Source organism: Bhargavaea sp. GQ12, from assembly GCF_059758705.1.
The window spans coordinates 33374-58156 of record NZ_JCAXEU010000004.1 but is presented as its reverse complement, the minus strand read 5'-3'; the positions used below and the strand labels follow the sequence as shown (position 1 = coordinate 58156).

Here is a 24783-nt window from a genome sequence, read left to right as displayed (position 1 = left end):
GCGCGGCTCTTCCCACAAAAAAACGCACCCCGTTTCCGGGATGCGTTTTGCGTTACGTGTTATTGAGGGACTCCGGCCAGGAGCTGCTCTTCCACCTGTTCCGCCACGTCATCCACGGTGGTGCCGAGGGACATGGCCATCTCCCTGAACAGAAGACTTTGGACAGTGTTCAGGATTTTGCGGTCCTGATCGTACATTTTCTGGTCAGTGTTGAGTTTTTTGTCCATAAGGGCGCCGGCCACGGCAGCGATCTTTTCCCTCTCGCCCGTTTGGACAAGGTTATGATAGGTGCGTGCCCGCTGCTTTGCGTCGTCGATCCACTCGATGTCCCCTCTTCCGAACACCTCGAGCAGCTCTTCGGCTTCGGAACGGTCCATGGTCCTCATGACTTTTTTCTTTTTTGCATCCACCGGCGTGCTGATCTTTAGCGACGTCTCGGAAAGGGGATGGATCACATAATACAGCCGTTTCTCGCCAAACAGATCCTTTTCACAAATGTCATCGATTCTGCATAGTCCGTGCTCTGCGTAGATAACAACATCACCAATCTCAAACATCCGCATGGCCTCCTTATGGTATTTCGTCAACCTGGTTTACATTCAGTATACGCCAGCTTGCGGGATTTGTCAATTTAGTTGACAATGTGCCGCATGCTTGTCATGATAAACCCGTTAATGATTGGCCGAAGAGAGGAATGTTGATATGTCGGACATACGCCGCCTGGATTTGATCGATTTATTGGGGGAGCGGCACTTCCAGCTTCGCCGCCTCGCGGAGGAACGCTGGAATAAACGGGGAGACCTTCCCATTTCCAATTCGGAATGGTTCCTCATGGCGAGGATCGATGGAGGAGAACCGACCATCGCCGAGGTGAGCAGGCAGGTGGATATCACCCGCCAGGCAACCCACAAGCTGATCCGCAAAATGTCAGAAAAGGGTCTTGTCGAAGTAGCTGATGATGAGCGGAATAAAAAAGTGAAGCGCGTCCGGCTGACTGAGCTTGGACACGAGTGCTATAGGAAGAATGAACGGCTGAAATTGGAACTGGAAGAGAAAATCGCCGAGGCAATCGGGCCCGACAGTGTTGCAGCGCTTAAGGAGATCCTGGCGGTGGATTGGGAACTAAAGAATAGGGAACCGTAAGGTAAGAGTCATTATGGGAGGGAATCCGATTGAGGAATCTGTCATTGGCCGAGAAGATCCTTTTCGGGATTGCATTGGTGATCCTGGTGGCTTCCATATTCAACCGAGAGCTGTTCAGGTTCATGTTCCTCGCATTTGCGATCGCCTTCGTCTACCGGGTCATCCGGCCGAAGGAAGGGGAAAAGCGGGGATGGAACCTCCTGATCGTGGCACTGCTGCTGATGGGCTTCCTGCTCGCCAATCCTTATTGAATACAAAAAAACGCCGTCTCCCGAGGGAGACGGCGTTTTGGGATGGAAGTCTCAGATTAGATCTTGGAGACGTTCGCAGCTTGAAGTCCGCGTGGGCCTTCTTCGATTTCGAATTCTACTTCCTGACCTTCATCAAGGGACTTGAAGCCGTCTTGCTGGATAGCGGAGAAGTGTACGAATACATCGTCGCCATCTTCGCGCTCGATGAAACCGAAGCCTTTTTCTGCGTTAAACCATTTTACTTTACCTTGTTCCATGTTTGTTTCCTCCTTGGTGCCGTTCGACACACATGTGTTACTATCCTTGCTCAAGTCTTGATGTGTCAGGATGAACTGAAATCCATCCGAACGTCATTGCCGAACAAAAATAATTCTTCTACATCATAACAGCCCATCCAGATCATTGCAAGGGAAATGATTAAGACTTTTGAGAAGACAGACCTCTGTCTTCTTCATCCGATTTTTGAGAAATTTTTGAAACCATTCAAATCCTTATGACGTATATAAGGTAAGCAAACAGAGGAGGTGGGAGGATGAGTGTATTCGGGCTTCCGGTGGAGCAGCTGTACCTGATTATCTTGGTCACAGCGGGGCTGGCAACCGTACTTTATCTGTTTTTCGGGGATGTGGCGGACGGTGCCGGGGAGGCGCTGCCTTTCCTGAATCCGGCGGTCATCCTGGCATTCATTACATTTTTGTCGGCTTCCGGGTTCATCTTCGAGAATGTGACAGAGCTCGGCAGCGGAGTGATCCTGGGTGTGTCGGCGGGCATCTCGGCAGTACTGTCGTTTCTTCTTTATTTCTTTGTTCTTCTGCCGCTCAAGTCAGCCGAGGCGTCGACTGCCTACACTGAGGAATCGCTCCTCGGCCAGGTCGGGCGCGTAATTACGCCGGTTCCCGAGGATGGGTTCGGGGAAATCGTCATCGAGACGGTGAACGGTCTGATCTCGAAGCGTGCGGCTGGCCTGGAAAATACCGCAATCGATTACGACAAGAAAGTGCTGATCATCGAAATCAGCGATGGCACGCTTATCGTTAAGGAATACGAGCCGCTCCGGTTCAGGGAATTGTCATGAACATCTCCTCCAGCTGTTCTGCTTATATCTGATAAAAGGGGGCAACACATATGGTTTGGATTGCAGTCGGGATTGTTGCATTTGTGCTTCTGGCCATTATCGGTGTCTATGTGACGCGCTACCGCACCGCGGGGCCGGACGAGGCGCTGATCGTCACGGGAAGCTATCTCGGTTCGAAAACAGTGCACACGGATGAAGCGGGCAACAAGATCAAGATCATCCGCGGGGGCGGAACATTCGTCTTCCCGGTGTTCCAGCAGGCAGAACCGCTAAGCTTGCTGTCGAGCAAGCTCGAAGTGACGACGCCGGAAGTGTACACCGAGCAGGGCGTGCCGGTCATGGCGGACGGCACGGCGATCATCAAGATCGGCGGTTCGATCTCCGAGATCGCCACCGCTGCCGAGCAGTTTCTCGGCAAGGCCAAGGAAGACCGTGAGAATGAAGCGAAGGAAGTGCTGGAAGGGCACCTCCGCTCGATTCTCGGTTCAATGACTGTAGAAGAAATCTACAAAAACCGTGATAAGTTCTCCCAGGAAGTGCAGCGCGTCGCCTCACATGACCTCGCGAAAATGGGCCTCGTGATCGTTTCCTTCACTATCAAAGATGTACGCGATAAAAACGGCTACCTTGACTCGCTCGGGAAGCCGCGGATCGCCCAGGTCAAACGCGATGCCGATATTGCGACGGCGGAAGCGGAAAAGGAAACACGCATCAAGCGCGCCGAGGCGGACAAGGAAGCCAAGCGGGCGGAACTGTACCGCGCGACCGAAATCGCCGAGTCCGAGAAGGAAAACCAGCTGAAGGTGGCGGAATACCGCCGTGAGCAGGACGTCGCGAAAGCGCGCGCCGACCAGGCTTACGAGCTGGAATCCGCCCGCGCCAAGCAGGAAGTCACCGAGCAGGAGATGCAGGTGCGCATCATCGAGCGTCAGAAGCAGATCGAGCTCGAGGAAAAGGAAATCCAGCGCCGGGAGCGCCAATACGACTCCGAGGTCAAGAAAAAGGCCGACGCCGACCGCTACGCCGTAGAGCAGAGTGCTGCCGCCGACAAGGCCAAGCAGCTTGCCGAAGCCGATGCAGAGAAATACCGTATCGAAGCACGCGCGAAAGCCGATGCCGAAAAGATCCGCCTCGACGGGATCGCCAAAGCAGAATCCGAGCGCGCGCAGGGTGAATCGGAAGCGGATGTCATCCGCCTGAAAGGCCTTGCCGAGGCGGAAGCCAAGCGCAAGATCGCGGAGGCGTTCGAGCAGTACGGCCAGGCCGCGGTGCTCGACATGATCGTCAAGATGCTGCCGGAATACGCGAAAAACGTCGCGACACCGCTCAGCAACATCGACAAACTCACCGTCGTCGACACAGGCGGCGGGGAAGGCGGAGGAGCCAACCGTGTCACAGGCTATGCCACCGGCCTCATGACGAGCCTTCAGGAATCACTCAAGGCCAGCTCAGGCATCGACGTGAAGGAAATGCTCGAAAACTACTCCGGCAAGCATAACCTGCGCCCGAGCCTCGATGACATCGCTTTTGAGATGAAGGAGAAGCGGGAAAAGGAAACGGCGGACGGTTCCGATGAGGAGTCACCGACGGAAGATGTGGAAAAGGTGGAAGTATGATTAAGTGAACGAACCCGGAGTCTGTGCCGCATGTGCATGGATTTCGGGTTTGCTTTATTTAAAACAGAACACTACCCCTGCTCAGAAAGAATCATTTCCGGGCAGGGGTTTTATTGATGGCGCGCTGATGAACTCAATGAAACTGACGGTCGCCTTGCTTTCCAGCAAACACCCACGCCCGCTGGATAAGGAATCCTGCGATGAACAGGCCGAAGTCGACGAAGACTTTCAGGAGCGTTTCATTGATAAACCGGAACAGGAAGTGGAGTCCGGTGACGAGCGCTGCGGAAGCTGCCATGTTGAAGAGGACGAGCGCCGCATACTTCAGGAATGAATTTTTCGACCCCGATTTAAAGACGAGCCGCCGGTTGACGGTATAGTTGAACACTGCGGACATCGTCCGGGCGATCACCGTCGCAAACGTGATGTACATGACCGGCGAGTCTTCCTCGAGCCACCTCGAGAACACCCAGAACAGGCCGATGTCGATGGCGAATGAGGCGACGGCCGACAGGGTGAACCAGCTGAAGGTGCGGTACGTCTCTTTCTGGATTTTCTTCATGGCCGCACCTCCTTTTTATATTCTCATACCCGTAGGGAAGCCGGGTGAATCGGTGCGGGAAGGTCTAAATTAGGGGGAACGTGTAAACTCGGCCGGCCAATGTAAACACTCGGCTTCCCACCTTAAGAAAATCTTCATTTTCCCCCTTCCTATTCCTTCAGATTCTCCCCCTATACTGAAATCACCAACCACTTATTGGAGGAATGAACATGATCGAAGTGAAGGAGCTGTCCCACTCGTTTCGGGTCGGCAAGAAGGAAAAAGAGACGGAAGTGCCCGTCTTAAAAGAACTGTCATTGAAGGCGCGGGACGGGGAGATCGTATCGATTGTCGGCCGGAGCGGATCGGGGAAATCGACGCTTCTTCACATCCTGGCAGGATTCCTGCAGCCGGATGCGGGCCGGGTGCTTGTAGACGGGACGGATCTCACTGCAATGAATGAAGCGCAGCGCGCGGCATTCAGGCTGGACCGTTTCGGGTTCGTCTTTCAGAATTTCCAGCTGATGCCCGGACTGACGGCGTTCGAGAACATCGAGCTGCCGCTGACGCTGAAGGGCGTGCCGGCGGCAGAGCGCAAGCGGAAAGTGGAGGTGTTGCTGGAAAACACCGGCCTCACGGAAATCCGGGGCCATTATCCGAACGAACTGTCTGGCGGGCAGCAGCAACGGGTCGGCATCGCACGGGCTCTCATCACCGAGCCGCCGGTCATCTTTGCGGATGAACCGACAGGAAGCCTCGACTCCGAGACCGAGCAGGACATCCTGAATCTGATTTTGTCACTCAACCGGAAGTATGGCATCACGTTCGTCATCATCACGCATGACGACGAGGTCGCGGCCATCGCGAACCGACAGTACCGGATGCACGACGGTGAACTTACGGAAGGGGGCCTCCGCCATGTCGTTTAAGGATCAGATCGGATTTGTCCGCCAGCATATACGGCGGAACCGGCTCCGGGTGTTCATGACAGTGCTGGCTGCGACGATGGGCACAGCGTTCCTGATCGTCCTCGCGTCGGTCGGTTTCGGGCTCCAGAAGACGATCAAGGATGATATACTGTCGAACCAAATGGTGACCCAGATTGAAGTGTACAGCGAAGACATGACCGACGCGAAGACTGATGCAATGAAGGAGATCGATCACGTCGAGGCTGTCGTCCACCGCAAGCAGCCCGTGCCGGTGGTGATGGGCGAAGTGGAGGGCCACACCGGCAGCATGAACACGCACTTCACAAATTTCGGCGATGAACAGGCATCCGGCTTCAAGCTTGCGGAAGGCCGGTTCCCGGAAAATCAGGGTGAAGTGATTGTCGGCTCGAAATTCGCCCAGCAACTCGTCGATGAAAGTGTGGAAACCGCTGAAGACGAAGAGCCTGCTTATTATGAGGGGGAGCTGATCGGCAAGACAGTGAATCTGTCGTTTTCTGAAGCGGAGGATGGAGCGGAAACGGTGCCGCTTACCATTGTCGGTATTAAAGAGGAGCCGGGCAAGGACTGGGCATTCGACGGTTATCTCTACGTCGACCAGTCGCTGATCGGAGAAATGGAAACGGCTTACGCGGCAACGTCCGCAGACCTGCCCGAAGAGGAAGACATGCCGTTCACAAGCAGTCAGGTGAACGTGTATGCGGATGATCTCGCAAATGTAAAAGCGATCACACAGACGCTGAAGAACGACGGGTACTCGGTGTATTCCGTCTCCGAGGAGATTGAGCAGATCGACGTGTTCTTCCTCGCGCTCAAGGCCGGACTCATCTTTGTCGGGACAATCGCGATCCTCATCGCGTCAATCGGCATCTTTAACACGATGACGATGGCGGTCACGGAGCGGACGCGTGAAATCGGCGTCATGAAAGCGCTCGGCGCCGGACCGAAACTGATCCAGAGGCTGTTCCTTATGGAAAGCGCATGGATCGGGATTGTCGGCACGGTCATTGCGGTCGTGATTTCCTACGGCGTGAGTTTTGCGGCCAATGCCATTCTCCCGATTGTTGTAGACGCAGCGCTCGGCGGCGAAACAGGCGACTCGTTCGATGTGACGTTCTCCGTCATCCCGTGGCAGCTCGTCCTGATTGCATCCGCGATCTCGTTGACAGTAGCCATGATCTCCGGCTGGCGTCCGGCGCGTAAGGCGACGAAAACCGATGTCATTGGTGCGTTGCGGCATGAGCTTTAATAGATGAAAAAGGCATCCGCGGTGTCGGATGCCTTTTCCTATGTAAGAGCCTGCCCGCCGTTGCCGGTCGGGCGGCCTGTTTTATCCTATTCGGAAACGGCGGCTGCGATGCGTCCTCACCCGATAAAAAACGGCCACAGTGACGGCGCCCACTCCGCCCAGCAGGAGGATGCCGAACAGATCGAGAACCAGGTTGGCAGAGGATTCGATGTTCGGAGCATTCATTACTATATAGAGGAGGGCGCCAAAAAGCGTGCCATAGAAGATGAAATTGCCAAGAGACGAGCGCGGGTCGTATTTGATGGGCATTTCTCCGAGCAGGGAGCCGATGAACGCGAACGGAATTCCGAACATGAGCAGGTATATTATGATGAAATAGTCAAGGTCACCTGTTGTACCATTGAAAAATGATATCGCCACAATCGCCAGCATGACCGTGCCGCACATAGTCAAGTATGATGCGAGAAAGGCGGACAGGAATCTCATTGGGCACCCGGATCCAGTTCATAATGATAGAAGGCCACTTCCCGTACATATCCGTTTTTCTCGTACAGGCGCTGTGCCGCGTGGTTATCCACCGCCGTGCTAAGACTGATGCCGGCCGCTCCGGTATCCAGCGCCAATTCCTTCGCTTTCTGGAGCAGCAGCTTCCCGATTCCATGTTTACGGGCGTTTGCATCCACATACAGGTCATTCAGGGTCCAGGCATTTTTCATGGAAATCGATGAAAACGTCGGATACAGCTGGGTGAATCCCAGGTATTCATTGTCCTTGTTTCTGACGGTGAAAATGATGGACTCTTCGTTCTCCAGTCGTGCTCGGATATAGCTTTTGGCCCCTTCCGGATCGGATGGCTGGCGGTAAAATTCCCGATACAGATTGAACAGGCGCGACACGCCTTCCAGATCTTCAAAAGTGGCTTGATAGGCTTCCATTATGTATCCTCCCAGAAAATCAGTCGTCTTATAAAAGATGAAACTAAGAATAACAGAAGATATCAAAAATTGTCTAATCGGCTCTGCCGGTCGGTTGTCCCTTCTATTGTTTATTGACCGGAAATGTAGCAAAATAGAGAAGGATTGAATTTCAGCAGACCCGAAAGGATGAGGAATGATGGAATACCGCATTGAACGCGATACGATCGGCGAGATCCAGGTACCTGCGGACAAGCTTTGGGGCGCTCAGACCCAGCGAAGCAAGCAGAACTTCAAAATCGGCTGGGAGAAAATGCCGATGGAAGTCGTCCGTGCATTCGCCAACCTGAAAAAGGCGGCAGCGATCACAAGCAATGAGCTCGGCAACCTGTCCGATGCGAAGGCAAAGGCAATTGCAGCAGCAGCTGATGAAGTAATCGAAGGCAAGCTCGACGACAACTTCCCGCTCGTCGTATGGCAGACCGGTTCCGGTACGCAGTCGAACATGAACATGAACGAGGTGCTTGCTCACCGAGGCAATCAGCTGCTTGAAGAGTGGGGCGAGGAAGACCGCCTCCACCCGAACGATGACATCAACAAGTCCCAGTCGTCGAACGATACATATCCGACGGCGCTTCACGTTTCCGCAGTCGTTGCCGTTCTGAACGATCTTCTTCCGGCTATCGACAAGCTAAAGTCGACGCTTGAAGACAAGTCGAAGCAGTTCGACGATATCATTAAGATCGGCCGTACACACCTGCAGGATGCGACACCGCTCACACTCGGCCAGGAAATCAGCGGCTGGGTGCGCATGCTTGAAAAAGACCGCGTCATGATCGAAACTGCAGTCGAACAAATGAAAGAACTTGCAATCGGCGGCACCGCGGTCGGTACAGGTCTGAACGCGCCTGCAGGATTCGGCGAGAAAGTTGCGGTACAAATCTCCAAACAGGTCGGCATCGAGTTCACCTCTGCGGAGAACAAATTCCACGCGTTGACAAGCTATGACGAAGCCGTCTTCACGCACGGCGCGATCAAAGCACTCGCGGCGGACCTCATGAAGATTGCAAACGACGTGCGCTGGCTCGCCAGCGGCCCGCGTTCCGGCATCGGCGAGATCACGATCCCTGCCAACGAGCCGGGCAGCTCGATCATGCCGGGCAAAGTCAACCCGACACAGAGCGAAGCACTGACTATGGTCGTTGCTCAGGTAATGGGCAATGACGCAACAATCGGTTTTGCCGCAAGCCAGGGCAACTTCGAGCTGAACGTCTTCAAGCCGGTCATCGCTTATAACTTCCTCCAGTCGGTGCGCCTGCTGACTGACGGAATCATCAGCTTCAACGACAACTGCGCAGTCGGCATCGAGCCGAACCACGAGAAAATCCAGGAGCTTCTGGACAACTCGCTCATGCTCGTTACCGCGCTAAACCCGCATATCGGCTATGAAAACGCGGCGAAAATCGCGAAGACCGCCCACGCGGAAGGCTCGACTCTGAAAGAAGCGGCGATCAAGTCCGGACTCCTGACAGAAGAGCAGTTTAATGAATGGGTCGTTCCGTCGAAAATGATCGGACGATAATTAATTGAAGCAGCCGGGGACTCGGGTCCCCGGCTGTTTTTATATAGAGATTTTTCGTGATGAGTGGGGGGCGGTTTCGTCATTCAGACCGGTAATTTCGTCATTCATGGCCGGAGTCTCGTCATTCATCGTCGGGACATACGCGAATGACGAAATTGGGAAGCGGAATGACGAAATCGGAGACGCGAATGGCGAAATTAAACCAACGAATGACGAAACCGGACGATTCTATCCCAGAACCTTGGCCAGAGCGAATACGGATGTCACTTTTTGCTCACAGCATCTCGTCGCATGTTGCGGTATAGTGGTACGCAAAGGAGTGATCCCACGTGAAGAAACGGTTCATCTATATACTCGCGGCGCTCGGGCTTGTTTTGTCCGCATGCGGCAACGAGGCGGCAGGTGAGACGGATACCCATGAGGATGAGGCCTCCCATGAAGGACATGACCACGCGGCTCCGGCCGAGCGGCAAGTGAAGGAAGGCCAGACGGTGCTGCCGAACGGCGACCTCCAGGAAGTTACCGCTTCGGCGGAGGAACTGCCGTCGTTCCTCGATGACAAACCGGAAGACATGCAGCTGGTTTATCAGGTCGCGGGCTCCGCGACGGAAATCCTTGAATGGATGCCTTGCTACTGCGGCTGCGGGGATAGTGCCGGGCACAAAAGCAACATGAACTGCTTCATCTCGGAAGTCCGCGAAGACGGTTCGATTGTCTGGGATGACCATGGCACGCGCTGCCTCGTATGCCTGGAAATTGCGGTGGAATCCGTGAAGATGTTCCAGGACGGAATGTCCCTCAAGGAAATCCGTGAGGCGATCGACGAGACTTATAACGAAGGCTATGCAGAGCCGACTCCTACGCCGATGCCGGTGTAAGGGGGAAGCGGGGCGCGGATGCGCCCCGCTTTTTTAGATTGAGTAAAACACGTTGCGGTCTCGAGCCTGCACATTGCCGTCGCGAAATCCGCACTTACGGCCGCGAAATCACTCCATGCGCTACAAAATTACTCCCGGCAATCCCTTATGCTACACTTTCCCTAAAAGGGGGCTTACTCGATGGACAACCAATCATTTTTCGCATCCTGGAGCGGGGGCAAGGATTCGGCGCTCGCCCTATACCGGGCGATCCAAAACGGCGGCAGGCCGGAGCGCCTTCTGACGATGTTCGACAGCGAAGGGGACCGTTCGAAGTCGCATGCGGTGAGTGAGGCGATTATCCGTGCGCAGGCTGACGCAATCGGCATCCCGCTTGTGATCCGGCGCGCCGGTTGGACGGATTATAAGGAGCAATTCCTTTCGGGGCTGGATGAGATGAAGGCGGCGGGCATCACGACAGGCGTGTTCGGGGACATCGACCTGGATGATCACCGGAAATGGGTGGCCGACACATGTGCGGAGCGGGGCATCGAAGCGGTTCATCCGCTCTGGGGCATGGAACGGACAGAAGTGGTCCGCGCCTTTCTGGATGCCGGTTTCCGGGCGACCGTCGTCGTCGGACACGATGAGAGATTCCCGTCCAAATGGGTCGGGCGCGCATTCGACCAAGAATTAATCACAGACATGGAAAGCCGCGGAATCGACCCGTGCGGGGAGGCCGGCGAGTTCCACACGCTCGTGACGGACGGTCCCATCTTTAATTATCCGCTCCGCCTCATTCAGACCGCCCACATGAAACGGGACGGCTATTCATTTGCGCGGATGGAGCTGGCAAAATGAAAGAGGCGTTTGAGGCATTCGAGCGGGAGGACTGGACGGAAGCGGAGCGGCTTTACCGCGCGCATCTTGCCGACCCGGAACAAAAAGAGAACGCGATGCATATGCTCGCGTTCACCCTGGCGATGAAGAAGGAATACGACGGGGCACGCGCCCTCTACGAAGAGTTGCTCGGTAGGGCGGAACAGCACGAAAACGATGAAGCCGCCTCCATCGCGATGCACCAGCTCGCAATGGTCTGCCGGATGGAAGGGAACGCACCGATCGCGAGAAAGTGGCTGGAACGGGAGCGGAACCTCCGCCGTGACCGTCTCCCAGATGATCACGCCGGCCACTCCGCCAACGCCTACGAATTCGGCGAAGCAGCACTTCTGGAAGGGAATCTCGAAGAAGCGATCGGGGCCTTCCGCTTGGCACTCCGTGAAGGAAAAAAGGCGGGAGACGACATCTGTATCGCCTGTGCCTGGAGGGGAATCGGACAGACGAGTTCATGGTATGGTCACGACCCCGGGCCTGCCTACGAGCAAAGCATCGCCGCCTTCAAGAGAGCCGGGGATGCCAAAGGCGAAGAAGAAGTGCGCCGCCTGCTGGAGCAACATTCCGGATGAAAGCAAAATAAAAAAGCACCGATGATCGGCGCTTTTTTCGGTGGTCAGTCAGACGACTGTATAGTCCTTGGGACGGACAGTCCGCTGTGTCCGGATGAAGGTCATCGCATCCAATAGTTCATCCTTCGACAACCGTCGGCCGTCCAGACTCAGCTCGTAATTTTGGAGCATGTCGTCGGCCGCCTTTTTAATATCCACAGAAACGGGTTCGCGGTTCAGAAGATAGTCAGTGGTCACATGGAAGTGGTCTGCAAGGGCAATCAATTGAGGGTAGGTCGGCAGTTTCTTGTCGAGCTCGAACGTCCAGATCAGGCTTTTAGCGACGCCAATCGTCTCTGCCAACTGATCAGGGGATACGCCGTGCTGGATCCGGAGGGCTTTTAGCCGCTCGCCGAATGTGAGGGTTTCTTTCAATGCTAACACCTTTCTGTCAATAAAAATTAGAAAATTTGAATTCCTTTGACAGCATATCATATATTGCAGAAAAAATAAAACGACAACCCTCAAAGGGCTGTCGTTTTTTGTCGGACTATCAGATTTCTTTGAGAACACCTTTTACAAGGCCGGCAAATTTAGTCCGGACTTGTGCGGCAACTTCAATCACTTCGTCATGGCTGAGCGGCTGGTCAAGGATGCCCGCTGCCATGTTGGTGAGGCAGGAGATGCCGAGGACGTTCATACCGCCGTGCGCCGCAACGATCACTTCCGGCACGGTCGACATGCCGACCGCGTCCGCGCCGAGCGTGCGGATCATGCGAATTTCTGCAGGCGTTTCATACGTCGGGCCGCTCCACCACGCGTAGACGCCTTCGCGGAGACTGAAGCCGAGGCTGTCTGCCACACTGAATGCCTTTGTCTGCAATTCCTTGCTGTACACCTGTGTCAGATCCGGAAAGCGGGTGCCGAGCTCATCGTGGTTCGGCCCGATCAGCGGGTTGGTGCCCGTCAGGTTCAGGTGATCGGTGATCAGCATGAGATCCCCTGGGCTGAAGTCCTTGTTCACCGAGCCGCAGGCGTTCGTGATGACGAGGTCATTGATGCCGAGCGCCTTCATGACACGGACCGGGAACGTGACATCTTCGAGCGAATAGCCCTCGTAATAGTGGTAGCGGCCCTTCATTGCCGCCACGGTTCTGCCGTTCAGCTTGCCGATGACGAACTCGTTGGCATGTCCGACAGCGGATGATGTAGCGAAATGCGGAATGTCCGCATAGGGGATGCTGACGGCTTCTTCAATCTCATCGGCCAGTGACCCGAGGCCGGAGCCGAGGATCAGGCCGACTGTCGGCTGGTGGTCCGTCTTGTCTTTTATAAATGATGTGGCTTCCCAAATCTTGTGGAACAGGTCCATCTGAATCTCTCCTCTTTGTAAGGGCGGCACAAGCAGCCCGTTTCATACAGTATTGATACCCGCACGGACAAATCCGGAATCCTCAGCCGAGGACCGGAGCGAGTTCTTTTTTCAATTCGCGTTCCATGAACGGTTCCGCGCCGAGCATGTCCCGGAAGGCTTTGTACCGGGCCACCCGCCCGTCATCGGCTGCTCGTCCGGTTTTGTAGGCGCGGATCATGATGTTTTTCGGTGTATGCGCCATGTCGATAAATTCCAACAGCTGCGCATCATACCCGAGCAGGTTCAGCAGCTCGGCCCGGATCGAGTCGGTCGCCAGCGCCGCGAAGCGCTCCTTGATGAGTCCGTGCTGGAGCATGACACCCAGTTCAGGCGAGTCCAGCTGGCTGAACAGCTCGTGCTGGCAGCACGGCACGCTCAGGATGACATCCGCATTCCATCGGACGGCGCGGGCAAGTGCCATATCGGTGGCGACGTCGCATGCATGAAGCGTCACGACCATGTCGACCGCCGTCTCGTCATTATAATCGTTGATGTCGCCGACGAGAAACTCCAGGTCTTCCCCGTAGCCGAGATCGGATGCGATTTGCCGGCATTCTTCGATGACTTCCTTTTTCAGATCTAGACCGGTCACCCGGACGTCGAGCTCCTTTTCAATCCTCAGGTAGTGGTAAAGGGCAAACGTCAAATACGACTTGCCGGATCCGAAATCGAGGATGCGGATCGTCCGGTCCGTCGGCAGATGGGCGAGGCTGTCGGCAATGTACTCGGTGAACCGGTTGATCTGCCGGAACTTGTCCATCTTGCCCTTTTTCACTTTCCCGTCCTCGGTCTGAACGCCGAGCCGGACGAGAAACGGATACGGCTTGCCTTCCTCGAGGATGTACTGCTTTTTCCGGTTGTGGGAGAGGTTCGGTGCCGCTTTCGTTTCGGTCCGGTCGGACTTCCAGGAGACCTTCAGCTTCTTCGAGAGCCGGACCTGCACGTCTTCGCCGGTGAACGATGCCTGCATCTGGCGGAACTCCCGGAAGAGGCCGTCCAGGACAGGGCGCACTTCTCCGGCCGGCACGTTTTCGTGCTTCAGGACACGCTCGTATTGGTATTCGAACTGGATATGGAGTTCCCCTCGGAGCTCGACTGGCTTCAGTTTGATGCGCTGCAGCCCTTCCGACTTGAGCCTGGGCTGGCTGATTGTCGCCTTGGCCAGCTTGCCGTCCTCCATGCGGGAGGCAAGCGCATCGATCATCTCTTCAAATTCCATGGTCTATCCTCCTTTCTGATTGAGGTCGTGCGTACTCGATGTCACATTACTCGAACTTGAATCCCTGCTTGGCCAGGAATTCCTTCAGGTGCATACGGCGTGGAGCTTTAAGGAACTCCGCCATGTCGCCTGACCATGTGGCGTCTTTCCGGTTGCTGCCGCGGCTCAGATAGTAGTCGTTCATCTTCCGGTCGTATTCCGGCAGCTGTTCTTCATACTTTTTACTGTCGTACTCATTCTCATGCAGGATGGAAGCGACCGGAAGGCGAGGTTTTACTTCGTTGCGGAATTTCGGTACGCCGATGGTCATGCCGTAAAGCGGGGCAACCCCTTCCGGCAGGCCGAGAACTTGGCTGATTTCTTCTGGCGCATTGCGCACACCGCCGATATAGCAGATGCCGTAGCCTTCCGATTCCGCTGCAACCGCGACATTCTGTGCAAATAGGGCCGTATCCGTCACGCCGACAACGAGCGCCTCGGCGTTCGAGTAGACGATTTTCTCATCCTGGAGGGCTGCCGCCGCTTCCAGCCGGCGGAAATCCATGCAGAACACAAGCGCCGCACCGGCAGTCAGGAACTGCTTCGGGTTTTTTGAGAGTTCCGCGAGTGCTTCGCGCTTTGCCGGATCGGTCACATGGATGACCGAGTACGCCTGGACAAAATGTGAGCTCGCCGCATGCTGCCCGGCGCTGACGAGCCGCTCGACCGTTTCCCGGCTGAGCGTGACATCCTCATAATCGCGCACGGAGGAGTGCGAGTTAAGCAGATCAATGACCATTGATAAAAGACCCCTTTCAGGTTTTTATGTGTATGCATCACTCCATAGCTTATCAAAAGAGTTTTAGGGTAAACAATTTTCGAGGTCTGCACATTCCGAAATACATATGGAAAGGGGAGAAAGAGAAGATGAATACTTTTTTTGAGAACGTCTCACTCACAGCCATGATTTTGTTTATCCTGCTCGTCATCGTTCCTGCCGTGACGCTGGTCTGGCTGTTTTTCTATGACCGCGGACAGAAGCAGCACTCGATCCTGCGGAATTTCCCGATCCTCGGCCGGGTCCGCTATTTTCTCGAGCAGACGGGCCCCGAGTTCAGGCAGTATCTGTTCTCCGACGACAATAGCGGAAAGCCGTTCAGCCGGGAGGAATACTTGCATATGGTGCTGCCCGGGAAGTATAAAAGCTCTCTGATCGGCTTTGGTTCGAAGCGGGATTTCGAAGAACCCGGCTACTATATCCGAAACGCGATGTTCACAAAACAGAATGAAGAGATGCGCGTCGACAACTCTGATCTCGTCGACACCCGCCACTATGTGATCGACGACGAAGGGCTGTTCACGCGCCGTGAGCATATGGAAGATGCTCCGGCTCTGCCGTGGCTGCTGCCGCCGGATGATGCAGTCGTGATCGGTCCTGATTGCCGGGAACCGTTCCATGTGCGCAGTCTGCTCGGCCAGTCGGCGATGAGCTTCGGATCGCTTGGGAAAAATGCCATCACCGCGCTCTCGAAAGGAATCGGGATGGCGAAAGGCGCCTGGATGAACACCGGAGAAGGAGGCCTGTCGGATTATCATCTTTCCGGCGGACCGGAAATCATCGCCCAGATCAGCTCGGGCCTCTTCGGCTACCGAACACCTGAAGGGGAATTCGATATCGAAAAGGTCAAAGAAAAGGCGGCCATCGCGAATGTGCGTGCCTTTGAACTGAAGCTGGCCCAAGGTGCGAAGATGCGGGGCGGCCACGTTGAAGGAGAGAAAGTGACCGAGGAAATCGCCAAGATCCGGACCGTCGAGCCGTATACGACCATCAACAGCCCAAACCGGTTCCGGGAGTTTGAGGATTATCCATCGATGTTCGAGTTTATCGGGGAAATCCGGGAAGCCGGCGGAAAGCCTGTCGGCATCAAGGTGGTCATCGGCAGCAAGGGAGAGGCTGATGAACTGGCCGGCTGGATGAAGAAAACCGGGAAAGGCCCGGATTTCATTTCGGTTGACGGGTCGGAAGGGGGTTCCGGCGCGACCTATCAGGACCTCGCAGACAGCCTTGGCCTGCCGATCAGGACAGCCCTCACCATTCTTGATGACTCTCTCCGTGAACACGGGGTCCGCGACCGGGTGAAGATCATCGCCTCCGGCAAGATCACAACTCCGGACAAAGCGGCCGTCGCACTTGCGCTCGGTGCCGATCTCGTCCAGGTCGCACGCGGGTTCATGATTTCCGTCGGGTGCATCATGGCGCTGAAGTGCCATACGAACGAATGCCCGGCAGGGGTCGCGACGACTGATGAGGACCTTCAGCGGGCATTGGTCGTAGACGAGAAAAAGTACCGCGTCACAAACTATATCCTGACGATGCGCGAGGGGCTTTTCCGCATTGCAGCGGCGGCCGGACTCGATTCTCCGACCAAGCTGGACCGAACTCATCTCGTTTATCTGGACGAACGGGGGCGCGCCTATCCGGTGCAAGGTCATGATGAGCATCTGCGCGCGCAATAATCGATCACCACGCCGTCCTCCGGGCGGCGTGTTCCCTTTATCCAAACAGCTTCCAATAAACTTTCGAAACCCTCAGAAAAATGTGGTAACATACTGTTGAAAACGATTTCAAAAGGGGGCGTTTGGATGGCACTGCTCAACAAAACTGTCGGAGAGGTGGTCCGGGAGAAGGCGAGGCAATTCCCGGATGTGGAAGCCTACGTTTATCCGGAGCATGGAATCCGGAAAACCTACCGGGAGTTTGATGAAGAGACGGACCGTCTGGCGAAAGCTTATCTCGGGATGGGGATCAAAAAAGGGGAACATGTCGCCATTTGGAGTGACAACAAGCGCCAGTGGTTCCTGAGCCAGTTCGCGACCGGCAAGATGGGAGCCGTGCTCGTGACGGTGAATACCAACTATCAGGCCGCGGAACTTGAGTATCTGCTAAAGCAGTCCGAGTCGACGACGCTCATCCTGGACGAGGGGTTCAAGGGGACGAGCTATATCGACATCATCCGACAGGTATGCCCGGAGGCCGAGGTCTCGGAAAAGGGCGAGATCTCGTGCAAGAACCTCCCGCATCTGAAGCGCATTATCCTCATGACGGAACGGGACGAGCGGGGGATGTTCAAGTGGTCCGAGTTTGAGGCGAAGGCCGACGGTGTCACGGATGAAGAATTAGAGGCCGTGTTCCGGTCACTTGATCCGGAGGACACCATCAACATGCAGTACACATCAGGCACGACCGGCTTCCCGAAGGGCGTCATGCTGACGCATAATAACATCGTCAATAACGCGCAGCTGATCGGAGACCGGATGAAGCTGACGGAGAAGGACCGGCTGTGCATCCCTGTCCCGTTTTTCCACTGCTTCGGCTGCGTGCTCAGCACACTGACGGCCGTCACGCACGCGTCGACTTCGGTGATTATTGAGCAGTTTAATCCGCTTACTGTGCTGAAAGCCGTGCAGGATGAGAAATGCACAGCGCTCAATGGGGTTCCGACGATGTTCATCGCGGAGCTCCAGCATCCGGAGTTCAAGAACTTCGATACGTCCTCTCTCCGGACGGGCATCATGGCCGGCTCCACATGTCCGATCGAGGTGATGAAGCAGGTCATCAACGAAATGGGTGCCGATGAAATCACCATCTGCTACGGCCAGACGGAATCGTCGCCCGTCATTACGCAAACCACGACGGATGATCCGATCGAGAAGCGCGTGGCGACTGTCGGCAAGCCGCACCCATATGTCGAAGTGAAGATCATCGACCCGGCGACCGGCAAGGAAGTCCCGCAGGGTGAGCCAGGTGAGCTGTGCACACGGGGCTACCACGTGATGAAAGGCTACTATAATAATGAAGAAGCGACCCGCAAGGCGATCGATGAGAATGGCTGGCTCCATACCGGCGACATCGCCGTCATGGATGAAGACGGCTATCTAGACATCACGGGCCGCATCAAAGACATGGTCATCCGAGGCGGGGAGAACATCTACCCGCGCGAAATCGAGGAATTCCTCTACACGCATCCGTCTGTGAGCGATGTCCAGGTGATCGGCGTGCCGGATCCGAAATACGGCGAGGAGCTCATGGCCTGGATCATTCTGAAGCCGGGCGCTGAAGAAACGGCCGAGTCGGTCCGGGAATACTGCAAAGGGAAAATCTCCTTCCATAAGATTCCGCGCTATATCGAGTTCACCGAAGAATATCCGATGACCGCTTCAGGCAAAATCCAGAAATTCAAGCTCCGGGAGATGTCCGAGGAACGCACGGGCATCGGAGCGAAGTAAAGGGAAAAACCGTCCCGGCATGGTGCCGGGACGGCTTTTTTATGCGGAGCGTTGGCTATGTTAACGTTTCAGTCCTGTATCGCAACGTCTCAGTGGAGTATGTTAACGTCTCAATGAAATATCGTAACGTTTCACCCCATTGCATCTGCAAACGGGAAAAAAGACCGCATCCCGTGCGGTCTTCTTCACCCTTCATACAGCGTATCTTCTAGTTCTCCGTCACCCTTATAGATCTTCAATACGCCGTTTTGATCATTGACGCGCGGCTTGGCTTTTTCGAGAAGATCATCTTTCGTTTCCTCGCGCAGAATGGCGCGGTCGCTGCCCTTTTTATGGAGCACCCACTCCTCGCCGTCCTCCCTGACTTCATACACCGTCCGCCCGTCATCATCGTCCCCATGCACGTATTCACGGGCCTGGTCCATCGCAATCGGGATGGCGCGGTCGTCTTCGTATCCGTCGCGCACAAGCGCATTGGCGATTTCAATCGCTTTTTCCTTCACCGGTTCGTCCAGATTTTTAAACGAGTCCGGATAATCCTGTTTGGTCCATGGCATTCCGGGTCGCCTCCTTATACATAAGGAAATTCCCCGCGAGGATTAACCTAAACCTTTCCGGCATACATGACCGGGCTCCTCATATGCAGACAGTTTCCACCGCCATTCGCGATACTTTTACGGCAACTGCCCATGGATCATTATCCGACATGCCTTATGTCATTGCCGGTCGATTTCCCGGGAAATATTCAATGTCATCCGATTTCATCGTACTCCGGTTCGACAGTCTGCGATTATCTGCAATACACTCCGCCAATTCTCCGAAAAAGCAGGCATGTTGTCATAGGACATATGATAGGATAGCAGGTAAGGGGGGATAAGATGACAGATACAACGTTCAAACTCATTGCCATACTAATTTACTTGGCGCTAATGCTGTTCATCGGCTGGTACGGTTACCGGAAAACAGCGAATCTGTCCGATTATATGTTGGGTGGACGCCAGCTCGGTCCGGCCGTCAGTGCGCTGAGCGCCGGTGCTTCAGACATGTCAGGATGGCTCCTGATGGGATTCCCGGGTGCGATTTACCTGTCAGGCCTGGGGGAGGCTTGGATCGGAATTGGCCTGACGATCGGGGCATATCTGAATTGGCTTTACGTGGCACCAAGACTTCGGGTGTATACCCAGGTATCTGCGGATTCAATCACCATTCCAAGTTATCTGCAGAGCCGGCTTAAGGACCGCTCGTCACTTCTTAGGATCGCCTCGGGTATCATTATTCTGGCCTTCTTCACCTTTTACGTGTCATCGGGCATGGTTGCAGGGGGCGTCTTTTTCCAGAGCTCGTTTGGACTCAGCTATCATACAGGTCTGATCGTCGTTTCTGCAGTCGTCCTGGCTTATACGCTCTTTGGCGGGTTCCTGGCAGTCAGCTATACGGACTTTGTACAGGGGCTCATCATGTTTGCAGCACTTATTCTGGTGCCGGTTGTCGGTGTCTTTATCACCGGTGGACCGGCAGAGACGCTGTCGAGTATCCGGGAAGCCAGTCCTGATCATTTGAGCCTGATTGCGGGAACTACTGCAGCCGGGATTATTTCTTCCATAGCCTGGGGACTTGGTTACTTTGGACAGCCGCATATTATTGTCCGCTTCATGGCCATCCGGACAGTGAAAGAAACCCGCTCGGCCCGGCGGATCGGCATCGGGTGGATGCTTCTCAGCCTGCTTGGGGCGACAGCGACTGCTCTGGTTGGCGTCGCGTATTTCCAGCAGAATCCGAACATGTCACTCACGGATCCAGAAGCTGTTTTCATTGATCTCGGCCAGATTATTTTCCACCCGTTTATTGCGGGTGTCATCCTGGCAGCTGTATTGGCAGCGATCATGAGTACGATATCCTCACAGCTGCTGGTCACGTCTTCTGCTCTTGTCGAAGATATCTATAAAGCGGTCTTCAGGTCCGATGCGCCTGAGCAGCGATATGTATGGTATGGACGCATCGCCGTGCTATTAACTGCAGTTATCGCGTTCATCCTTTCATGGGAACAGAATGACACCATTCTTAAGCTCGTATCATTTGCATGGGCAGGTTTTGGTGCGGCGTTTGGTCCGATTATCCTGCTATCGCTTTACTGGCGCAAGTTGACTGCCCAGGGAGCGCTGTGGGGCATGATCACCGGAGCCATCGTCGTCATGATCTGGGGCAATGTCGATGCGCTGACAGGTATGCTTTATGAGATTGTGCCGGGCTTCATCTTAAGCCTTCTGGTGGCTGTTCTGGTGAGCAATGCGACCTACCGGCCGAATGAAGAAATTGAGCGTGAATTCAACGAAACGCTCGAGACACTTGAGCGTGAACAGAAATAAGCAAGTATCCGGGGAGCCATTGGTTTCCCGGATCTTTTAATGTGAAACAAAAAACCGATCCGGCAAACGGCCGGATCGGTTTCACTTTATTTTTTGGAGCGCTCCACTTTTTCTTTTTTCGACAGGTTCTCAAGTCTCTGGAACCGGTTAAGGTCCCGCTTGCGGATCGGCAAAGGTTCTCTTTTCAGCAAAATGATCATCGAGAACATCAGCATGATGAGGATGATACCGAATGGCAGAGCCGAGGCGAGCGATGCGGTCTCCAGTCCATTGATACCTCCTGTGAAGAGGAGTACGCCTGCGATGGAGCCCATCAGAACGCCCCAGATCAGCTTGGCAGGCATCTTTGGATTCAGTGAACCGCCAGAAGTCATACTCGCCAGGATGTATGTAGCGGAGTCGGCAGATGTCACGATGAAGGTGAAAATCAGCAGGATGGCAAGGACTGAAAGAAGGCCTGAGAACGGCAGAGTCTGCTCGAACGTCGTAAACAGGGCAGATGTCACGTCCTGGTTGACCATCTCCGCGATGTTCGTTCCGTTGTTCAGGTCACTGTAGATTGCTGTGCCCCCGAACACCGCCATCCAGAACATAGCGATGGCAGGCGGGATGATCAGTGTACCGATAATGAATTCCCTGATAGTCCGGCCACGCGACACACGTGCGACAAATGCACCGATGAACGGCGACCAGGCCATAACCCATGCCCAGTAGAATACGGTCCATTCCTGGACCCAAAGCCTGTCCTTATAAGGCTCAAGCCGCAGGCTGTACTGAACAAAGTTCGTGATGTAGTCACCGAGCCCGACAACAAAGGTTTCAAGGATAAAGACAGTCGGTCCTGCAAAGAAGGTGAACAGCAGGAGGCCAAGGGCAAGCCCTAGGTTGAGGTTGCTGAGATAACGGATACCTTTGTGCAATCCGGTCGTCGATGACAACAGATAAGCGACCATCATGACCGCGATGATGCCGAGCTGGACATATGGAGAAATCTCAATGCCGGCGACAGCGTTTAGTCCGCCGTTCATCTGGAGTACACCCAATCCGATTGATGTAGCCATCCCCATGATTGTCGCAATCACGGCAAGGATGTCAATCGTGTTCTTGACCGGTTTCGACGATCCGACAATCGGCTCGAGGGCAGTTGAGATGAGACCGGTTTTCTTCTTGCGGAACTGGAGGAAAGCGATGACAAGTCCGGTGAGCGTAAACATGACCCACTGATGCATGCCCCAGTGGAACATTGAGTAACCCATGGCATTGCGGGCGGTTTCTTCAGTCATCGGTTCCAGGTCTTCAAAAGCCGGATTGAACATATGGCTCATCGGCTCGGCTACTCCCCAGAAGACAAGCCCGGCACCAAAACCGGCCGAAAACAGCATGGCAGTCCAGGTGAAAAATGAGAACTCCGGTTTTTCATCTTCCGCGCCGAGACGGATACTGCCGTATTTACTGATTGCGATACCCAATAAGAACACGATAAAGATAAAGACGGCCAGCAGATAGAACCAGCTGAATGTATCAATGGTGAAATCGTAGATTACGGTGGCGACCGATGCAAATCCATCCGGCACGACGGCTCCGATGACAACCAGAGCAAGAATAAATAATGCAGATACAACAAACACTGGATTTTTCCAATTTGATCTGTCCATGTTCCTCTCCTTCAGAAATTGTTTTATTATGTATTATCGACATAATAGATGTATACCCGAGGGTAACGAAGATGAACGGGGTCTTCAAGGCTAAAACGGAAATTGACGGAAAAGTTAGGTCCAATTGACTAGGTGTTTTCGGAAAAAATAGAAAGGAGAGGTTAAATTGAAACTTGACCATGCAGTTTATTTCAGCAATCAGACGCCCGAGGAAGATGCAGCCGCATGGAAGGAGAAGGGGATGAACGGTGCTCCGGGCGGAAGTCATGAGCAGTGGGGAACTCAGAATGCGCTTTACTACGTGCGGAATGCCTATATTGAAGCGTTGTCAGTTGAAAAGCCGGAAATCGCCCAGACGACCCTTCAGCCTTTGGCACGACTCCTGACCCATGACTTGAAGAAATATGGCCCCGGCTGGGGAACGATCTGTCTTCGCCCAGGAGATTTGTATCAGTTCGAAAAGCGATTAAATGAGCAGGGATACAAGACGACAGGCGTGCAGGAGGCATCCAGGCGGACTGCTTCGGGCAGTCTGCTCGAATGGAAACTGCTCTTCATTGACGAGGAGATCGGTGATGATCTGCCGAATCCATTCTTTATCGACTGGGGAATGGAGGATGAGGTGCGCATGAAGCAACTGCTTGATGCAGGTACGATACCGGAGGAGAACCTGTCTCATCGTCTGGAAGAAGTTGTTTTCAGCGTCCGGGATCCGCAAGCAACCGCGATCCGATGGGCAAAGATGCTCGGACTCAGCCGTACGGAAGATAACCGGATCAAACTCGGGAATGCAGAACTTGTCTTTACACAGGGTGAAGGGCCGGAGCGGCTTTCGGATGTCCGCATCTCACGCGACAGCGTGCACTGAAGTGTTCCAGGACGGGTATACTTATAGCAGGCAGCAATTACTGGAGGGGTTTTTATGGAAGAAAGAATAGAACGCGCGGTGCTGGTCGGCGTCCGTCTCGACGACGATGGACAGTTTGATTATTCGATGGAGGAACTGGCCAGCCTGGCACAGGCCTGCGGCGTAGAAGTGTCGGGCACGGTCACCCAAAATCTCGAGCGACCGAATCCGAGCCACTATATCGGATCGGGGAAAGTGAAGGAAATCCTCATGTTCCATGATGAGACGGATTCCAATCTTGTCATCTTCAATGATGAACTGTCTCCATCGCAGATCCGCAACCTCGAAACGGAGCTCGATACTAAGGTCATCGACCGGACGATGCTGATCCTGGATATTTTCGCGAGAAGGGCGAAGACACGGGAAGCGCAATTGCAGGTCGAGCTTGCTCAGCTGCAGTACATGCTTCCTCGGCTTGTCGGCCTCCGGGCTTCGCTCAGCCGGCAGGCGGGTTCGACAGGCGGCGGCGTGGCGACGCGCGGTCCCGGTGAGACGAAGCTTGAACTTGACCGCCGGAGAATCGAGGATCAGATTGCACGCCTCCGCCGTGAACTGGAATCGGTGAAGAGCCACCGGGAGACGCAGCGGAAGCGGCGGGTAAAGCGTGATGTGCCGGTCGTCTCGCTTGTCGGCTACACGAATGCGGGCAAATCGACGATCATGAACGCCATGCTTGCCGGCATCGGGGACGGGGCGGGCAGGCATGTGCTCGAGCAGGACATGCTGTTTGCAACGCTGGATACCTCGGTTAGGAATATCCAGCTGCAGGATAACCGTGAGTTCCTTCTGACTGATACAGTCGGATTCGTCGGCAAACTGCCCCATCATCTCGTGAAGGCTTTCCGTTCGACACTCGAGGAGGCGGCGGATGCCGACGTGCTCCTGCATGTCGTCGATGTGTCCCACCCGGAGCACCGCTACATGATGGACGTCACCGAGGACACGCTTGCGGACATCGGCATCGAAGGTATACCGGAAATCCAGGTTTACAATAAGTCCGACCTGGCAGGCCTGGAGCATCCCCGAAAGCAGGGGGACGGCATCTGGATCTCGGCCAAGCAATCTGATGATATCTCAGTGTTATTGGAAATGATCGCTTCAAAAATATTCGGTGACCAGGTACGGGTCAACCTGCTGATCCCATTTGGCCGGGGGGATATCGTCTCTTATCTGAATGAGCATGCAGATGTGAAGGAAACCGAGTACACGGAAGATGGCACTCTCATCGATGTAGAACTGAGGGAAGCCGACCGGGAACGCTTTAGTGAATTCATCGCTCCGCCAGAGACGGCAGAATAATTCTCGATATCTTCATCAACAAAAAACTCCCTGCCGC

The 24783-nt window shown here is 54.6% G+C and carries 26 protein-coding genes; 16 read left to right on the top strand and 10 right to left on the bottom strand.

What is annotated here, in order from left to right:
- Positions 1–59: 59 nt before the first annotated feature.
- A complete protein-coding gene (locus AC6CHQ_RS04930) occupies positions 60–557 on the bottom strand; it encodes a CarD family transcriptional regulator (protein WP_251238614.1) in 498 nt (165 codons plus the stop codon).
- A gap of 145 nt (positions 558–702) precedes the next feature.
- Between AC6CHQ_RS04930 and AC6CHQ_RS04925 the strand changes: the two genes are divergently transcribed.
- Together AC6CHQ_RS04925 and AC6CHQ_RS04920 are read left to right on the top strand one after the other, a co-directional pair.
- The gene (locus AC6CHQ_RS04925) at positions 703–1143 is read left to right on the top strand and encodes a MarR family winged helix-turn-helix transcriptional regulator (RefSeq protein WP_251238613.1); all 441 of its coding nucleotides are present in this window, start codon (positions 703–705) and stop codon (positions 1141–1143) included.
- 29 nt (positions 1144–1172) lie between these two features.
- Positions 1173–1394 (top strand): hypothetical protein, encoded by a 222-nt coding sequence (locus tag AC6CHQ_RS04920; RefSeq protein WP_092055191.1) that lies wholly within the window; start codon positions 1173–1175, stop codon positions 1392–1394.
- Positions 1395–1450: 56 nt separating this feature from the next.
- Here the strand turns inward: AC6CHQ_RS04920 and AC6CHQ_RS04915 are convergent, their stop codons facing one another.
- Positions 1451–1651 (bottom strand): cold-shock protein, encoded by a 201-nt coding sequence (locus AC6CHQ_RS04915; RefSeq protein ID WP_092055193.1) that lies wholly within the window; start codon positions 1649–1651, stop codon positions 1451–1453.
- A gap of 275 nt (positions 1652–1926) precedes the next feature.
- On the opposite strand from AC6CHQ_RS04915, the gene AC6CHQ_RS04910 reads away from it, so the two are divergent.
- Positions 1927–2469, top strand: coding sequence for an NfeD family protein (locus AC6CHQ_RS04910; protein ID WP_424237652.1), 543 nt, complete (start codon positions 1927–1929; stop codon positions 2467–2469).
- Positions 2470–2519: 50 nt separating this feature from the next.
- A complete protein-coding gene (floT, locus tag AC6CHQ_RS04905; protein WP_498081014.1) occupies positions 2520–4085 on the top strand; it encodes a flotillin lipid rafts scaffold protein FloT in 1566 nt (521 codons plus the stop codon).
- 133 nt (positions 4086–4218) lie between these two features.
- On the opposite strand, the gene AC6CHQ_RS04900 is transcribed toward floT, so the two are convergent.
- Positions 4219–4647 (bottom strand): GtrA family protein, encoded by a 429-nt coding sequence (locus tag AC6CHQ_RS04900; RefSeq protein ID WP_251238610.1) that lies wholly within the window; start codon positions 4645–4647, stop codon positions 4219–4221.
- A gap of 209 nt (positions 4648–4856) precedes the next feature.
- Here AC6CHQ_RS04900 and AC6CHQ_RS04895 point away from each other — a divergent pair, with 209 nt between their 5' ends.
- The 3 genes from AC6CHQ_RS04895 to AC6CHQ_RS04885 are packed head-to-tail and all read left to right on the top strand — an operon-like array spanning position 4857 to position 7233.
- Entirely contained in the window at positions 4857–5555 is a 699-nt protein-coding gene (locus tag AC6CHQ_RS04895) for an ABC transporter ATP-binding protein (RefSeq protein WP_251238609.1), read from the top strand.
- Positions 5545–6822, top strand: a complete 1278-nt coding sequence (locus AC6CHQ_RS04890; RefSeq protein ID WP_251238608.1) for an ABC transporter permease — start codon at positions 5545–5547, stop codon at positions 6820–6822. Before AC6CHQ_RS04895 ends, AC6CHQ_RS04890 begins: the two co-directional genes overlap by 11 nt.
- A 3-nt stretch (positions 6823–6825) precedes the next feature.
- Complete coding sequence (locus tag AC6CHQ_RS04885) at positions 6826–7233, top strand: hypothetical protein (protein WP_498081013.1); 408 nt, start codon at positions 6826–6828, stop codon at positions 7231–7233.
- Between the two features lie 71 nt (positions 7234–7304).
- Here the strand turns inward: AC6CHQ_RS04885 and AC6CHQ_RS04880 are convergent, their stop codons facing one another.
- Positions 7305–7757, bottom strand: a complete 453-nt coding sequence (locus tag AC6CHQ_RS04880; RefSeq protein ID WP_498081012.1) for a GNAT family N-acetyltransferase — start codon at positions 7755–7757, stop codon at positions 7305–7307.
- 178 nt (positions 7758–7935) lie between these two features.
- On the opposite strand from AC6CHQ_RS04880, the gene fumC reads away from it, so the two are divergent.
- The 4 genes from fumC to AC6CHQ_RS04860 all read left to right on the top strand — a co-directional run bounded on the left by fumC (position 7936) and on the right by AC6CHQ_RS04860 (position 11641).
- Positions 7936–9318, top strand: coding sequence for a class II fumarate hydratase (gene fumC, locus AC6CHQ_RS04875; protein WP_498081011.1), 1383 nt, complete (start codon positions 7936–7938; stop codon positions 9316–9318).
- A 329-nt stretch (positions 9319–9647) separates the two neighbouring features.
- Positions 9648–10196 carry a PCYCGC motif-containing (lipo)protein gene (locus AC6CHQ_RS04870; protein WP_251240718.1) on the top strand — a complete coding sequence of 183 codons (549 nt, stop codon included), beginning with the start codon at positions 9648–9650 and terminating at the stop codon, positions 10194–10196.
- Positions 10197–10376: 180 nt separating this feature from the next.
- A complete protein-coding gene (locus AC6CHQ_RS04865; protein ID WP_498081010.1) occupies positions 10377–11036 on the top strand; it encodes a Dph6-related ATP pyrophosphatase in 660 nt (219 codons plus the stop codon).
- Entirely contained in the window at positions 11033–11641 is a 609-nt protein-coding gene (locus AC6CHQ_RS04860) for a tetratricopeptide repeat protein (RefSeq protein WP_498081009.1), read from the top strand. Before AC6CHQ_RS04865 ends, AC6CHQ_RS04860 begins: the two co-directional genes overlap by 4 nt.
- A 48-nt stretch (positions 11642–11689) precedes the next feature.
- Here AC6CHQ_RS04860 and AC6CHQ_RS04855 read toward each other — a convergent pair whose 3' ends face one another.
- The 4 genes from AC6CHQ_RS04855 to nfsA all read right to left on the bottom strand — a co-directional run bounded on the left by AC6CHQ_RS04855 (position 11690) and on the right by nfsA (position 15031).
- Entirely contained in the window at positions 11690–12055 is a 366-nt protein-coding gene (locus AC6CHQ_RS04855; protein ID WP_498081007.1) for a helix-turn-helix domain-containing protein, read from the bottom strand.
- Between the two features lie 118 nt (positions 12056–12173).
- Positions 12174–12992, bottom strand: coding sequence for a purine-nucleoside phosphorylase (locus AC6CHQ_RS04850; protein ID WP_498081006.1), 819 nt, complete (start codon positions 12990–12992; stop codon positions 12174–12176).
- An 82-nt stretch (positions 12993–13074) separates the two neighbouring features.
- Entirely contained in the window at positions 13075–14253 is a 1179-nt protein-coding gene (locus AC6CHQ_RS04845; protein ID WP_498081005.1) for a class I SAM-dependent methyltransferase, read from the bottom strand.
- A 46-nt stretch (positions 14254–14299) separates the two neighbouring features.
- On the bottom strand, positions 14300–15031 hold the full coding sequence (nfsA, locus tag AC6CHQ_RS04840; RefSeq protein WP_251240723.1) for an oxygen-insensitive NADPH nitroreductase: 732 nt from the start codon (positions 15029–15031) through the stop codon (positions 14300–14302).
- 128 nt (positions 15032–15159) lie between these two features.
- Here nfsA and AC6CHQ_RS04835 point away from each other — a divergent pair, with 128 nt between their 5' ends.
- Both AC6CHQ_RS04835 and AC6CHQ_RS04830 read left to right on the top strand, forming a co-directional pair.
- Complete coding sequence (locus AC6CHQ_RS04835) at positions 15160–16749, top strand: FMN-binding glutamate synthase family protein (protein ID WP_251240724.1); 1590 nt, start codon at positions 15160–15162, stop codon at positions 16747–16749.
- A 105-nt stretch (positions 16750–16854) separates the two neighbouring features.
- Positions 16855–18519, top strand: a complete 1665-nt coding sequence (locus AC6CHQ_RS04830; protein ID WP_349773667.1) for an AMP-binding protein — start codon at positions 16855–16857, stop codon at positions 18517–18519.
- A 185-nt stretch (positions 18520–18704) separates the two neighbouring features.
- Here the strand turns inward: AC6CHQ_RS04830 and AC6CHQ_RS04825 are convergent, their stop codons facing one another.
- A complete protein-coding gene (locus AC6CHQ_RS04825; RefSeq protein ID WP_424237662.1) occupies positions 18705–19076 on the bottom strand; it encodes a DUF2188 domain-containing protein in 372 nt (123 codons plus the stop codon).
- Positions 19077–19397: 321 nt separating this feature from the next.
- On the opposite strand from AC6CHQ_RS04825, the gene putP reads away from it, so the two are divergent.
- Positions 19398–20885: a sodium/proline symporter PutP gene (gene putP, locus AC6CHQ_RS04820; protein WP_251239524.1), complete on the top strand. Its 1488-nt coding sequence runs from the start codon at positions 19398–19400 to the stop codon at positions 20883–20885.
- An 86-nt stretch (positions 20886–20971) separates the two neighbouring features.
- Here the strand turns inward: putP and AC6CHQ_RS04815 are convergent, their stop codons facing one another.
- The gene (locus AC6CHQ_RS04815) at positions 20972–22540 is read right to left on the bottom strand and encodes a BCCT family transporter (protein ID WP_092055238.1); all 1569 of its coding nucleotides are present in this window, start codon (positions 22538–22540) and stop codon (positions 20972–20974) included.
- A gap of 166 nt (positions 22541–22706) precedes the next feature.
- Here AC6CHQ_RS04815 and AC6CHQ_RS04810 point away from each other — a divergent pair, with 166 nt between their 5' ends.
- Together AC6CHQ_RS04810 and hflX are read left to right on the top strand one after the other, a co-directional pair.
- Positions 22707–23408 carry a VOC family protein gene (locus AC6CHQ_RS04810; protein ID WP_424237664.1) on the top strand — a complete coding sequence of 234 codons (702 nt, stop codon included), beginning with the start codon at positions 22707–22709 and terminating at the stop codon, positions 23406–23408.
- Between the two features lie 54 nt (positions 23409–23462).
- Positions 23463–24746, top strand: a complete 1284-nt coding sequence (gene hflX, locus AC6CHQ_RS04805) for a GTPase HflX (RefSeq protein ID WP_424237665.1) — start codon at positions 23463–23465, stop codon at positions 24744–24746.
- Positions 24747–24783: the final 37 nt, after the last annotated feature.